At 40.8% G+C, this 16,830-nt stretch carries 2 protein-coding genes; both read right to left on the reverse strand.

Annotation, left to right across the window (positions count from 1 at the left end; translation table 11 throughout):
• Positions 1 to 104 precede the first annotated feature (104 nt).
• On the reverse strand, positions 105 to 4,157 hold the full coding sequence (locus EO122_RS07840) for a YadA-like family protein (RefSeq protein WP_164726000.1): 4,053 nt from the start codon (positions 4,155 to 4,157) through the stop codon (positions 105 to 107).
• A gap of 527 nt (positions 4,158 to 4,684) precedes the next feature.
• Positions 4,685 to 16,549: an ESPR-type extended signal peptide-containing protein gene (locus EO122_RS07845; RefSeq protein WP_127010104.1), complete on the reverse strand. Its 11,865-nt coding sequence runs from the start codon at positions 16,547 to 16,549 to the stop codon at positions 4,685 to 4,687.
• Between the last annotated feature and the right edge of the window lie 281 nt (positions 16,550 to 16,830).

The raw sequence follows: 16,830 nt of genomic DNA on the forward strand, positions 1-16,830 counted from the left end.
GAATAGCACTAGCTATTTAGATAGCTAGTGCTAAGAACTTTTTATATGAGCAGCCCCCACATTTGACAAAGAGCCTAGAAAAAGGGCCCCGAAGGACCCTTTTATTATTTACGAACCATAGCTCGCAATTCTTGCATTTGTTCTTGCAATGCAGCAATATCTTGTCGTAGATTATTATTTTCTTGTGTCAATACTGTAATTTCACGTCCGTAAGCTTCTTTCATAGCCACCATTTCATCATGCAATACTAACACAGAGGAAATAGGACCATTACGATAGCGTTCTGGTACCGCTTTTTTCTCTGGGCTATTGCCAAATTTAAAAGTAGCCCCACCGTTAATCATAGTAGCTCCTCGCACCATGGATACACCGGCATGGAACATAGTTGACTCTTTTGTGTAATGGGCAATACCAAGAGCCAATGCATTGGCATTTTTATAATGTCCAATACCAGCCATAAATTGTGTTGGTTCTAGTGGATCGTATTGGATTGGTTTTAATGCTGCTAAGGCTGCACCTAATGCATCGCCTTCACGACTCTCTTTGCGTAACTCTTGTAGATCATTACCAATAATCCCTATTTGTCGTTCCAGCTCTTCATAATGATGCGTATTTTCTTTAGTTCCACCTTCTAAAGCTTTTCGGAAATCATCTTCTGTTTTATTTTCATTACCTTTAATTTCTTTCCAGTACTCGTAAGCAGATTTGCCGGTGTCTCCTTTAGGGCCTGCTACACCAGCATCGCCTTTGTCTCCTTTAGGTCCTGTTGCTCCAGGTTTACCTTCTGGACCTGGTACTGGTGTTGGCGGTGGAGTCGTCAATACAGTCGTACCAGCTTCACCACGAGGACCTGCTGGGCCTTCTGCTCCAGTTTCACCTTTATCTCCTTTAGGTCCTACTGCACCTGGATCACCTTTCGGACCTTGTTGACCAGCTTCTCCACGTTCACCTTTTAGAGATGCTAGGTATTCTTCTTTGGTTTTCTCTCCATTACCTGGCATTTCTTTCCATACTTCGTAGGCAGATTTTCCATCTGTACCATTCTCACCTTTTGGTCCTACCGCACCAGTTTCGCCACGTTCACCTTTTAGAGATGCTAAGTACTCTTCTTTTGTTTTCTCTCCGTTACCTGGCATTTCTTTCCATACTTCGTAGGCAGACTTACCATCTGTACCATTCTCACCTTTAGGTCCTACCGCGCCAGTTTCTCCACGTTCACCTTTTAGAGATGCCAGATACTCTTCTTTCGTTTTCTCTCCATTACCTGGGATTTCTTTCCATACTTCGTAGGCAGACTTGCCATCTGTACCATTCTCACCTTGCGGTCCCTGTGGTCCTGCTGCACCATCTTTACCATTGGCTCCTGTAATGGCTTTGATAAAGTCATCTTGCGTTTTATTTTCATTGCCTGGCATTTTACTCCACACTTCGAAAGCAGATTTTCCGTCAGCCCCAGTATCGCCTTTGGCTCCAGTTTCACCTTTCTCACCTTGGTCACCTTTAGCACCCGGATCACCCTTATCACCTTTGAAGTCAGGATCACCTTTCAACTCATCCTTATTCAAGCTGAATGTGTATGTTTTACCATATTCTCCTTCATCTTTTTCAGTGATTTTAATGCCTTTTTCAGCTTTTAATACATCCTTCAAAGAAGCTGCTGTCAATACAGGGCTTGTAGTAGATGTAGCACCATCGCCTTTACCACCGGTAGTTAAAGTTAATTGGCCTCTATCGTTTCCACCTAAGGTAATATTCATAGTAGGATGAGCAAAATTAACACCTGTAAAGGTTGGCGTGTTAAGCATGCCAATTCGCAAGATAGAGTCTGTTGGGTCCTTGTAGGTAATCAAGTTGTCAGAACTATATAACGTTGGCGCTGCATACTCACTTTTACCATCAGGAGCTTTTGCACCTGCTTGTGGCGCCACTCCATACACAGTGTTTGCCTTACCTTGAATCTTAATTTCTTTATCCCCTGGCGTATACACACGTGTATCCGGAGTAGCATCAGACACGCTACCATCTGCCTTAAACGGCACATCATTACCTGCCAAGATTGTATTGCGTTTTTCTAAAGCTTTTAGCTGTGCTACGTTGACAGCGTCCGTATCTTCTCCACCAGCTGCTACATTAATAATTTGACGGGTTTTACGATAACCAGAACGACCATTCCCTACAGATACAGCTGAGTCAGTCGCTTTCCATATGCTTCTTTCTAAACTTGGCACTGCTGCTTCTGCTGCAGCATCGGCAAAATGAGATCCATGTAAAGATGGATCATAGCCACGATTAGACGTAGAATTTGCATCCCGATCTGCATAAGAGCCTGTGCCTAAAGCAACACCATTTCTAACTACTGTTTTGGAGTCCATCCCAATACTGATTCCAGCATATGCTTGATTGCCGCTTTCTCCAACTTTACTATTATGACCAATAGCGATAGATCCATTTCCATGGGTCTCTGTGTGAGCCCCTACGGCAATAGATCCAAATTGATACGCATGTGCACTATATCCCACACTAACTGACTGACTTTCATCTGAGTTTGCTGAATCACCAAGCGCAGTAGCTCCTAATGCACTAGCTCCAATTGTAGCCGCGCGACCTACTGCTACACTATTCTTACTTTCAGCTCGAGCCGAACCACCGATAGCCAGCGCAGAATCCCCTGCTTTTGCACCTTGACCTACAGCTGTACTATTTTCACCTAATGTACTTGTACCTTCCCCAATATTGACACTCCTCGTACCAGTCTTATCAATTCCAATACCAATAGCTACTGTATTTTTTGAGTTTTGACCAATTTGTACATTACGCCCAATAGCAATGGCGTTTTCACTTTCCGATTTTGCTCTTGGGCCAATGGCAATCGCCCCCTCTTTTGTGGCAGTATTATTCAGTTCATTGCTATCTACACCAAGGTCACGGCTTTTAATAGAGATATATCGTGGTTTTTCTCGTTCTAAGCGATTACGAAGCACCCGTAGTTGTCCTACTGTGGCAGCATCTGTATCTTCATACCCTGCTGCTACATTCGTAATTTGACGAGTATGTTGTTTTCCATCTTTTATACCGCCTACAGACACCGCCCCATCTGTAGCATTCCAAGCACTACTTATAGCATCATTACCCGCTTTATTAGCTTCTTCTATCGCTGCTGCATAAGCCTTCTCTGCATCGACCAGATCTTGATCTACTTTAGCTTTTTGCGCATTCGCAGTTGCTATAACTGCAGCATCTTTACTTGCTTCCGCTCTTTTAACATCTTCTTCTGCTTGTAGTACTTTATAATTAGCTTGACGAATTTTTTCATATAAGGCTTCAAGCTTTGGATTATCCGCCCCAGCTTCACCAACTTTATAATGTGTATTACTCATTGGATTATAGCCAATATAACTAGCCGTTTTCCCTGATCTATCTGCAATGGAGTTAGCCCCTATAGCGACAGCTCCATCTACTGTAGCTTTAGTTTCTTTACCGATAGCTATACTATTAGTCCCTGTACTTTCACTTTGAAGGCCTATGGCTACCGTAGATTCTCCAGTCCCTTTTGACTCTTTACCTATTGCCAAACTATTGGTTCCCACACTTTCACTCTGTGTACCTATAGCTATAGTAGATGCTCCAGTTGCTTTTGATCCTTTTCCTATGGCCGCAGTAGATTCTCCAGTTGCCTTAGCTTCCTTTCCAAAGGCCAAACTATTCGTTCCTATACTTTCACTTTGTGGGCCTATGGCTACGGAAGATTCTCCGTTAGCTTTCGCTTCTTTACCAAACGCTAAACTATTAGGTCCTACACTTTTACTTTGTGTACCTATGGCTACGGAAGATTCTCCATTTGCTTTAGCTTCTTTTCCTAAGGACAAACTATTAATCCCTATACTTTCACTTTGATCTCCAATCGCTACAGACGATTCTCCGCTAGCTTTAGATTCTTTACCGATGGCAACAGCGTGATTCGCTTCCACCTTAGAAGCATCTCCTATTGCGATGGCAGACGTTCCATTAACTGATGCTGTACTTACGATAGCTACAGATTTTTCTCCTGTAACTTGTCCACTTTCTACAAAATGGGAATCTCCCTCTGCATAACCTACTGCATGACTTCCCAACACTAACATACTTGCCACATACACTGCTACTTTTTGTTTCTTCATGTTGTTCCTCTCATCTTCCGATCTAGTCATCTTGCTCGACTAGGTCTAGTCTTTCATAACTTGAAACACATATAATTTTAGTATATTATAGACCATTTTTGTGGACTATTCAAATTGAATTTTTTTAATTATATTCATGTTGTATAATATGTTCAATTAAGCACTTGTAAAATTTAACATCAATATATAATTTAGCATATTCGCTGAAAGTCTCCCTCATTTTCAGACAAATCAATAGACACCTACCATGCATACAATACTACGAAGACTAACACACCCCCCGCCTTTCACAATGTTGTGAAAGGCGAGAGCTAGTTATTTCAGTATAAAATTATTTACGACCCATAGATTTACGTACTTAAATTTACACTTACTTTAGTTAGGGATAGCAAGCATATAATCCTTCCTATGTTCATATACATGTGATGCTGTATCTGAAATAGGACTAACGTATATGCTCACATCCCCACATTATTAATGCTAATCTTATCTTATTTACTTACAATAACTCAAATACAATTTTCTCATTATTTTTCACTTAATCGTTTGAATAACTCAGTAATTTGTTCTTGTTGCTTTTCATTTAACTCTTTCAATAGTTCTACCTGTTTTTCTAACCCTTTTATCGTTTTCAACTGTTCCTTTTGTACTCTAGTCTGAACTTCTAAGGCAGACACTTTATCTTGTAATGTGTAAGATGCACTGATAGGTCCTTGACGGAATGTGTCTCTTACAGCAGTTTCATCCGCTCTATCTCCAAACTTCCAAGTCACACTCGCATTCACCATCGTTTCATCCCCATGTCCATTTAGAGAAGCCCCCATGTGGAACATAGTAGATTCATTTTTAAAATGATTCATACCAAGTGCCACGGCACTAGATCCTTTATAATATCCTAGGCCTGCGGAAATTTGAGTTGGCTCTAATGGATCGTACTGAATGGTCTGTAATCCTGCTAAGGCTGCTGCTTGTGCACCCATACGATTCATACGGTTATTCACATTTATCACGGCATTAGATACACCTTTCAGCTGAGATACGTTAACCGCATCTGTATCAAGGACACCTGGTGCTACATTCGTCATCACTTGGCCACCTGCAGAGATGCCAGATTTCATCACTGGATTTCCATTCGCATCTACCATTGGTTTTCCTGTGTTAGGATCCACTGCGATAGTTGGGGAGCCGAAGGATACTACTTTCGTAGTATCTACTACTTCTCTACCATCTTTATCAAGAACAGGGTTACCATTCGCATCTCTTACTTTAGCTGTTTCAGGCGTTACCACCAATCCATCTGGAGTAAAGGCAGTAGATTGTGCCGGTTTCACAGGTTCAGGTTTTACATCAGCTTTTGGTTTGCCATTTTCTAAGTTATCAGCTTTATAGTATTTGCCGTCCACTAAAACTAACGGATTACCATTTTCATCCTTAGGTGTTGGTGTGTTGAAAGTCAATCCTGTACCAGTCAATCTAGATGTAGGACCTTCTTGGATTCTATCATTAGATACTGGATCTAATGGTTTAGCTTCTGTAGCTGGTTGACCATTAGTCACCAATTTACCAGTAGTATCTTTGATTGTACCTGCTGGATATGGTTTTCCATCAATGATTACTGTACCTTCTGCATACACTTTACCATCTCGTACAACAGCTGTTTCTGGATAGTATTTACCGTCCACAACTTTCAATGGGTTGCCAGCTTTATCAGTTTTACTTTCAAAGTTAGCGCTGTTCAATTTATCTAAGTCTTTAGCTAATTGAACGGACAATTTACCATCTGTGTTGAATACGCCGATGTTGCCTGTAGTTGTCGCATCTTTCGCTACTGGTTTACCAGTATCTTCACGGTTACCACCAGTCAATTGTACAGTAGAGTTCAATGGTTTGCTGATGGATTCGCCGTCATCACCTTGGAAACGAAGTCCGTCGTCCATAGTCGCAACGTCACGAAGTTTACCATCTGTGCCTTTGTATTGGATACGATCCATCGTTGGTGCATCTGCTATTGGAGACTTACCATCTTTTGGTGTCACCACAGTTGTACCATTTTCAGTTTTCACATCCACATCTGCTGGAGCATACCATTTACCGTCATTGGCACGAACTGCATCTTTTGGTGTGTTATCCAAATCAGCTGGTGCTTTTGCTGTAGAAATATCTACTTGAGAAGCATCTTTACCAGCATCTTTCAATGTTAAAGTACCTTTACCATCTTTAGCTGTAGCAGATACGCCATCGTTACCTTTAGCGTCTTTCACAGTCATAGCGCCATCTTTACTTGGAATTACATCCGCTGGTGAAACTGGTTTAGCAGTCTCTTTTAGTTGTTTTGTCACTGGATCAATGTCGGACTCCTTGTAGTAATCGTCGCCCACTTTCACAAGGTTGTTACCATTTTTATCAGTCACTGTGCCACCAGTTGTGACAGAGTCAATTTTTAGATTTCTATTTACATCTACTTTGATAAAAGTAGTTTCTTCCTTAATACCATCTTCATTAACTCCATCTACAGTTACCATAGATACATTCGTGTTGGCGCCATCTACGAATTTCACATGATCATTAGGATTTACTTTATCATAATTTTTTCTTTCTTTACTAAAATCCTTATCCGTCTCTCCAAGACCTATATTCCACCCCGATGCTTGAATCGCATTAGCAACGGTATTGCCAGTTACAACCCCCGAACCAGTATTAGTAATTGTATCCTCCTTAGGATTAACACTTAATGGAGTGCCTACTAAATTACTATTTTCATCTTTGCTAATACCTGTGACTTTATCATCTTTATCTAGCTTATAGAAACGCTTTCCAACTCTTAGTGCTTTAATTTTCTTACCATCTGGACGAGTGATCGTGACTTTATTCGTAACTTCCCCTTCTTTGATACCTACTGTAATTTCACGAGTACCGTCAGCCAATGTGTTGCCAGTAATTTCAATACCGTTACCGCCTTTGAAATCTACTACATTCGCATTTTTCACCACGTCTTTGTAGCCATTGCCATCTTTCGCAGATACAACCCAACCCATATTTTGTAGGTCACCTACTGTAGCAGCTGCATTTTTGTTGACAGGCGCATCAGCTGTGCCATTCAAGTCTACCAAATGAGCATCCTCAGTTTTCGGTTTTGTATCTGGTGCTGCACCTGGTTTCGTTGCTGTGCCTTCTGGAGTTGTTGTAACTACATTTGTATTCAACGTAGAACCTACACCTGTAATTTGTGTCGGCTTGCCATCTTTCGCTGTGATATTCAATGCAGAAGATGGTTGTGCATCGGTAACATTGTTCGTAGCCGGTTTCGCCGCTTCTGCTTTCATGGTTACAGGGCTTACTGGTTTCACTACTACATCTGCAGGAATCGTCACTGGTGTTGTATTTTCTTTAGGAGCACCGTTCACCACATCAGCTGGTTTGTAATAGTTGTCGCCCACTTTCGTGTACGTATTACCTTTGCCATCTGTATAGGTATTTGGATTACCTACATTCAATGTACCTGTATCCACATTGGTGAAAGTCACATTATCCTTCGTAGCGTATGTAATTTTACCATTTGCATCCTGTTTCACGGTCAAGTTATTGCCTGCTACCATTTCTACAGTATTGCTTGGTTTAATTAACTCCCCATCATCCTTAGTTCCAACAAGTTTTTCTCCACCGTCAGCAGATGTTTTCAAGTTAAAGCCAGCGTTGTTAATAGCATCCGCTACGTTTTGTACAGTAGCTATTTTATTCAAGCCTGCATCATCATGAGCTTTTTGAGCCTCATTCACTGGTGTTTGTTTAGCTGCTACTTCTGCTTTTTTATCATCCACGGCTTTTTGCAATGCAGGATCCTTTGGATTTTCTGCCAATGCAGTTTCCGCTGTTTTTAATGCATCTTTCGCTGTGGCTAATTCTTTCACTGCTGCATCTAAGGCATCTTTCAATGTCTTAGCATTTTCTGGAGTTGTTGGGCCTGCTACGGAACCATTCCTGTTAGGTGTAATTTCACCTGTGGTTACTTTCACACCATCTTCGTCCACAGTCACAGAACCATTCGATGGTTTAACGTTGAAAGTCACATCACTTGTGGTGTTACCTTCACGAGTTGTCACTACCGCTGTTGTGCCAAGGCCGTTGATGAAGTTCACTGTATCATATGGTTTCACAAAGTCACGAGATTCCCCATTATTTTGTAAGTTCCAACCTGCGCTCAATACGTCACCTACTGTAGCTGCGTTGTTCGCCGCAAAGTTAGGGTTTCTTACATATTTCTTAGGATCCGTTGTGACATTGCCATTTTCGTCAATGAAGTCACCTTCTTCATTCGTCATGAATGGAGACATCATCGCCGCTACCACTGTATGAGACAATGGCGCTTTCGCATTACCAGTATTCGTAGTGGAATTTGGTTCTGTCACCTCTGTTCCATCTGGATGGAAGGCTTTTTGTTTCTTGTCATCTACGTTAGGCAAGTTGCTCTTCACATTTTGCAATGTTGTCGGCGTTGTAGTGCCATTAGGACCATTCACCGCAGTCACAACATTCTTAGGATCGATAGTTGTATCACCAGTACCTTTACCATCTGGAGTTGTATGGTATGTTACATTACCTGCATCATCTTTCACTGGATATACTTTCGTACCATCCTTCGTAGTGAAGCTTGTTGGCATGGTCGCATTGTTCGTAGATACTTGGTCATCTACTTTTACAGTGATCGTCCGAACACCGTTAGCATCTGTTTTACCAGAGACGATAGCAGTACCTTTACCTACAAATTTCACTTCGTTCGCATTTCGTACTTGCTCTGTGTAATCCTTAACAGTCGCTGTGCCGTCATCATTCGTAACCTTGTCGGAAGATACAATCCACCCCATATTACGTAAGTCACCTACTGTAGCAGCTGTGTTATCGCTTACTTTAGGTGCATCTCCATTAGTTGGTTTGGATAAGTCAATTAAGCCTGTGTTAGCAATTGTTGTGCCTTCTACTGGTTTTCCATCAACTTTGTCACCATATTTGTGTAAGCCAGATGTAATATTTCCTAATTGTGTAGGATCTGTCGTTTGTTTATTTGGTGCATCCGCTATATTCTTTACATTTGGGTTCACCAATTTGGAGCTCAATGGGTTTGTAGATGTATCTACTGGGTTAATCACATTCCCCTTACTGTCGATAGGTTCCCCATTGTTATTCACTTTTGTGCTTGGGTTACCTTGCTCATCGATTGGTTGACCTTTGTCATTAACTTTGTAGTATTTGTCTCCAATTTTGGATACTGGTGTTCCATCTGCTGTTGTGTAAGTTACAGGCAAGCCTGTTACGTTGTATGTTACAGTGCTTGTCGTACCATCATCAGATGTAGACACAACTGCTGTTGTATTGCCACCGTTCACAAAGTTTACTGTGTCGAATGGTTTCACGAAGTCTTTTGCTACGCCATTACCTTGTAAGTTCCAACCAGCATTCAATACATCAGATACTGTGGCTGCATTGTTGCCAATGTACTTCGGATTAGCTTGTCCATCTTTTGTCTTTGGATTTGCTAATTCTGCAGCTTCTTCTGCTGTTAATGGAGCTTTGTTGATATTTTCTACATCGCCTGTTTTTTCTGTACCATCAGGATTTGTAATTGTTTTGGAGCCATCATTTACATTTGGAATGTTGTTCTTCACATTTTTCAATGTAGTCGGACTAGTTGTACCTTCTGCTCCATTGATAGATGTAACCACATCACCTTTTGGAACTTCTGCACCAGATCCATCTGGATTTTCAAAGAATTTAACTGTCTTAGTTCCATCTCCATTATCTACTTCTTGAGGATATACTTTAGTACCATCTGCTTTTGTGTAATTCACAGGAGTTACAGTTTTGTTAATACCTGCTTGATTATCTACTTTTACCGTGATAGTACGAACATTACCCTCTGTTTTACCAGATACAATAGCACTTCCTTCGCCGACAAATCGTACTTCATTCGCATTTTTCACAGCTTCTGAATACTCATCAGCAGTACCTGCACCATTGGCCCCTGTAGTTTTATCAGAAGATACAATCCAACCCATATTACGGATATCTCCGACTGTTGCCACTGTATTATCCGTTACATTTTTATTCGTTAAATCTCGCAAACTATTTTTAGCTGGTTCTTTACCATTCACTGGATCAGCTTTGTAATTCTCCAACTTGCTTGTCACATTATCCAAGGTAGTAGGACTTGTTGTGCCAGTTTTATTAGCTTCAGGTGCTGAGTTCACTAAGGATGTTTTTACAGGATTATTAGTTGTATTAATCGGATCGATGACATTACCCGCATCATCTACTGGTTTTCCATCTTTATTAACCTTTGTACTTGGATTGCCTTTAGCATCTAATGGTTGACCTTTATCATTAACTTTGTAGAATTTATCTCCAATTTTAGATACTGGATTACCATCTTTATCAGTATAGGTAATCGGTAAGCCTGTGACATTATATGTTACATTACTTGTTTTACCATCTACAGTGGATGCAACAGCTGTCGTATTCACACCGTTTACAAAGTTCACCGTATCATATGGTTTTACAAAATCTACTTCTGAACCATTACCTTGTAAATTCCAACCTGCGTTCAACACATCACCAACAGTAGCTGCATTTGCTGGATTTACTTGGTTAGCAGACGTGCCCAATGTTGGAGCTGCTTGTGATTTAGTAGCATTACTTGGGCTTGTCGCTGTGTTCGGAGCATCGCTATTTTTCGTATCAGGCAGATTAGATTTCACATTCGTAATATTGACTGGGTTTGTACCATCTTTGTCAGATACTTTGATATTACCATCGTCTGTTTTCGATAATTTTGGTCCTTGATCTCCACCTACTTGAATAGTGTTGAAAGAAGGATTCTCTACCGTAGCAAATGTGATTTTACCGCTAGCATCATGTTTTACATCCAGGTTTTTACCAGCGATCATTTCTATAGTGCTACCTGCTTTGATAAGTTCTCCAGTTTCACCAATACCACTGCCTGCATTTCTTGTACCACCATCAGCACTCGCTTTCAATGTGAAAGCAGCATTATTCACAGCCTTAGCAACTGTATCTACAGTAGCAATTTTTCCTACGTCAGCAGTTGGTACTTCCACAGTACCTTTTTTATCGCCTTGTTCAACAGCATTCACAGTACCTGTATTAACGGTAAGACCATCATTACCTGCAGTAATTGTTTTATTATCTGTTTTAACTTTTAAACCGTCGTTAGTTACTTCTAAGGATTTATCAGCTGTATTGACGGTTAAACCAGCATCTGTTGTTTTTAATGACTTATCTCCTGGGTTAACCTTAACACCATCTGTTCCTACGGTTAAAGATTTATCAGCCGGCTTCATTTGAACTTTCTTCGTAGTGTCGTCTTTTTCTAAACCATTGCCAAGGTTAATGCTATATTTCACAGTAGATGTTTTCGTATCTGTATTAGTTACACTTACTGTTGTGCCATCACCATCTACAAAGTTCACTGTATCATATGGTTTTACAAAATCTACAGCTGTACTATTACCTTGCAAGTTCCAACCAGCTTGCAATACATCTCCCACTGTAGCTGCATTATTTAGATTTACATAGTTTGGAGCAGCTGCATCTGTGCTGTTAATAGGCGCATGTTTTGTAGTAGGTGCATCTGTACCTGTTTTAGCACCATCTAAGTTGCTGCCTACATTAGTAATTGGGTTACCACCATTATTTAAACCATCTTTTGTTAAAGATACTGGTTGTTTGCCATTAGTAACAGGTGTGATTGTTACACCATCACTATTGATTACAGTTTTATCACCAGCTTGGTTTTTAAATTCAGCGCTTGTTAAACCAGTTAATTCTTTTTGTAAGGAATAGATAAAGTTTTTACCATCTTGTTTAACAGCTAAATTATCACCAGCTTTGAAAGTTACTGTATTACCTGCTTTGATTAACTCTGTAGCAGCGCCAGACACAGTACCAGAGCCATCTTTATCTACTGTCGCTTTCCAACCCATTTCTGTTAAGGTATTCACCAATTGGTCAGCAGTCACCAATTTGCCATTTGTCGTATTCGCTGTTGGCACGCCATCAGCACCTGTTGTAAGAGTCGCTGTTTTTGGTTTTAATGTGATCGTGTCTTCTGCTGCACTAACTTCTAGTAAAGTACCATCACTTGATTTAACAGTGAAAGCGATTCCACCTTCTTTATTTAACTCTTGTTTCTTTGTTTCAGTAGCGATATCAGTACCAGTTTGTCCTTTTAACTGAATTGTATTATTCGCCAGTTTATGGAATTGACTACCATTGATAGCATCTGTAGATGTGCTAGAAATTTCTCCAGCTTTTACATTTGTAATTTTTACTGGATCCGTACCATTAGGGCCAGATACTTTTAGATCTCCCACATCAGATTTACTTAATTTAGGACCTTGATCTCCACCTACTTGTACAGTATTGAAAGATACGTCATCTCTAGTAGCAAAAGTAAATTTACTACCTGCTTGTGTAATCTTAATATTTTTATCTGCTTCAAAAGTAACTTTGTCGCCTGCTTTCACAGATTGATCCTTAGCTTCTGCCCCTAATTCGCCTGCTGTTGTTTTGGCAGAGGTAGCAATCCAAGCCGCACTATTCACAGCATTTACCACAGAATCTACAGTAGCAATTTTACCTTTGTCACCATCTTTTACTTTCACAGTCCCCGGGTTAGCACCAGTAGTAACAGATTCAATTTCGCCAGTATTTACTTTTAAACCATTTTCATCAGTAGTTAACGTTTTATCTCCAGCTTTGACCTTTAAGCCAGCATCCGTTACTTCTAAGGATTTATCAGCTGTATTGACGGTTAAACCAGCCTCTGTTGTTTTTAATGACTTATCTCCTGGGTTAACCTTAACTCCATCTGTTCCTACTGTTAAAGATTTGTCAGCTGCGCTCACAGTGATTTTGTTGGTCGAATCATCTTTTTTTAAGCCATCACCAAGGTTTACGCTGTATTTTACAGTAGATGTTTTACCATCTGCACTTTCCACAGTAGCTGCTGTGCCATCTCCATTGACAAAGTTGACTGTATCATAAGGTTTTACAAAATCTACAGCTGTGTTATTACCTTGTAGATTCCAACCTGCATTCAATACGTCAGATACAGTGGCTGCATTCGTCGGATTGACTTGATTCGCAGCATTTCCTAATGTTGGCGCCGCTTGAGATGTAGTGGCATTACTTGCTCCTGTAGTAGCATCGTTATTTTTAGTGATCGGCAAATTACCTGCCACATTAGAAATCGCATTACCACCATTATTCAAACCTGTCGTAGTTAACGAAACAGATTGTTTCCCCACAGTTACTGGAGTGACTGTCACCCCAGCACCATTAATATCAGTCGTATCGCCTGCATCATTTTTAAACTGAGCGCTTTTTAATCCCGTCAATTCTGGATTCAAAGAATACGTAAATTTAGATGTTACACGTGTTCCGGTTTGACGGTCTGGGTTATCTGGATCTTCATACACGGGTCTAGATGCATCTTCTTGATGTAATACCAAATTATCGCCTACACGAATTTTCACTTCATCATTAAGGCGAATCTTATCGACATTGCCTGTAGCTGTTCCTAGGTTTTCTCGTGTCGTTGCTTTACCATTAGCAGAATGCACTTCAGTGCCCGCTATAGCAGTAGCCCCATTTAATTTCAATACGCCAGAGCTAGTTTTATCTTTTTCAGCTTCTACAGCCCAACCACTGGACATACGCTTTGTAACAGAATTCAACTGAGAACCATTGATAGCATCTGTAGAATCATCGGCAATTCGGCCAGCTGCTACATTTTTCAATTGTCGCTCTGCCCCTGGTGAACCAAAAGACACTACGTCACCTTCAGAAGTATTCGTGCCACCTGCCCAATAGAATGTATAAGCTACTTTTTTACTATCAAAGGGTACAATTTTACCTTCATTATCATAAGAAATATCTGTTTGACGAGTACCAATGGAATTCATATCAGCTCTAGAACCAGTCCCGATAGCTACCCCATTTTGTAACTCAGAAATAGCGCCTGTACCTAAAGCTACACCACCTAATTTTGTCACACGAGCACCTGTACCAATCGCCGTTCCTAAATCTCCAGTAGATAAGGAATGTACCCCCATAGAAATAGATCCATGACCATTTTTATTTGTTGTTGAGGAATAATCTAATGTAGTTGTATTTAAGGTGCCTCCATTTGTTAACTCTCCATAAGCTTGTTGGATAGTACCACTAGTGTTCTCCATTTCTACCGAACGGATGGTTCGTTCAATTTGTTCTCCACCAATGGTCTCTGTTTTTTTAGTGGATTTGATAATCGTATGGCCTTGTGCATCTTTTTTCTCTTTTTGATAGTTCACAGTTTGTGCAGCTACCTTAGTAATTTCGGAACCACCGATCATAATAGAGGAATCACCTTGTGCCTGTGTTCCTAAGCCCATAGCAATAGCACCTTGCTCACCAGAAGCAACAGCACCTTGACCTACCGCAATATCTGCCACTTTTTTAGCTTTTGCCAATTGACCTACGGCTACAGAAGCTTCAACTGCTTGGGACTCATCACCAACAGCAACGGCAGAACCTTTTGATACTGATTTATTACCCACAGCAACAGCATTTACATCTGCTTGAGAGCTATAACCAAAAGCTACTGCAGACTCCTTTGCTCGTGCAGCTGTACCAGCCGCTACTGCATAATTACCTCGTGCTTCCGATCCCATACCGATGGCTACTGCCGCCTCCGCATTCGCCACTACGGATGCACCAGAACCGATCGCTGTAGCACCGAAGGCACCTTTTCGAACGATAGCGTTCGTACCGATGGCTACACCTAATGGTGTGGTAGAATGAGCCTGCATACCAATTACGGTAGAGCCGTCTTGACCATAGCTAGCACGCCAAGATCTATCTAATCCTACACCTACAAGCTCTTTATATTTATTGGTAATCGTAATAGGTTGTCCATTTTTTCCAGTCCCTGGAGTTACCTCAGCATTATAATCATTGACGCCTTTAGCCTCTCCACTATCAGGATTTTTGGCTTTAAAATATTTCTTTTGGTCATAGGCTTGAATATCATTACCACCGATAACGATAGAACCCATACCGGCTACAGATTGCGCACCAATGGCTACTGATTGGTCACCAATGGCACGGGTGTTACGGCCTAAGGCTGTACCTTCATTAATATCTACGCCTTGAAACGAAAAGAACCCTTCTGACTGGGCCTTTCCTGTTTTTTTGAAATAATCCAATTTACTGGTAGTCCCACCAAAAGCTTTCACCAATACGGTTGTATTATCATCTGCATCTGTACCAACGCCAAGAGGGGTTCCATCATCCCCTACGGAGCGATACCCTACCCCTGCACCAGCACCAAGCGCAACTGAATTGTTAACGGCAGTATTATTCTTATTAAGTCCTGTATAGGCATTCGTACCAATAGCCACACTACCGTCATCACCCCGTTTTTCCGTACTAGCATCATCATTTTCATGACCATTTCTATTACTTCCCGCAGTGGCTTTAAAGCCAATGGCAACACTACGTCCTCCACCTTGGTCGCGGCTTTTTGCATCCTTACCAATGATGATATCTCCCACTTGTTTGGCAGTTGCTGAGTTACCAATTGCTATTGTATCAGCTGCTTTTGCATATGCTTGCGCTCCCAAGGCTAAGACTCCTTCTTGTTCTGCCTTCGCTAAGTTACCGATAGCAATTGTATTTTTAGCAGTAGCTCTAGCCTCATATCCTAAAGCTGTAGCTCCTTCTTGATTCGCAAAAGCTTTTCCACCGACCGCTGTGGTGAACTTATTCGTTGATGTTGTACTACTACCCAAGGCAACACTGAATTCATTCGATGCATTTGCAGCATTACCGATAGCAATGGAATTCTCACCACTTGCTTGACTTCTGGAGCCTACTGCCACTGCTTGCTTATTATTTGCTTTAGTCTCCAACCCAATAGCAACTGACCAGTTACCACTAGATTTAGATCCAAAACCTAAGGCAATTGCGCTGTCTTCTGTAGATTTTGCTCCTTTACCTATGGCCACACCATTGTTCTTCTCAGCTTTTGTTTCTTGTCCCAAGGCTACAGCACCAGAAGCACTAGCTGTAGCCGTTTTCCCCAAGGCCACAGCACCAGATCCCACTGCAGTCGATTGCTCTCCAAAAGCAACACTCTCATTTCCCCCTGTGCCTGCCTGATTTATAGTCGCACTGACTGTACTTGTCATCACTGAGCTCACCGCCATAGCCATAGCAGCAGAGCTAATGACAATAGCTTTCGCCTTATTGCGACCTACTCGTTTTGCTAGTTCTGATACAACAATATAACAACCTTTTGTTTTGCTCCAAACAACTTTATAAATATGATTCAATGACATATAGCCACTCTCCTTTATTAAAACTATCAATACCAGAGTAAATAATAGATACCATTTTTGTATACAAACCTTTATAAAAAAACGACTATAACTCGATCTGTGATGAAGCTATAGTCGGTTAATACATAGGTTTACTTATATTTATAAAGGTCTTGCATTTCTTACTTTATCTATATTTAATTTTTATTTCCTTATTATATATTCTACTTTTGGTTTTTTCAATAAATTTTAACTTGATATTCAAAATTGGCATAAATACATATTTAAACAATGTATACAAT

The organism is Veillonella sp. CHU110, assembly GCF_003992255.1.
GTDB lineage: Bacteria > Bacillota > Negativicutes > Veillonellales > Veillonellaceae > F0422.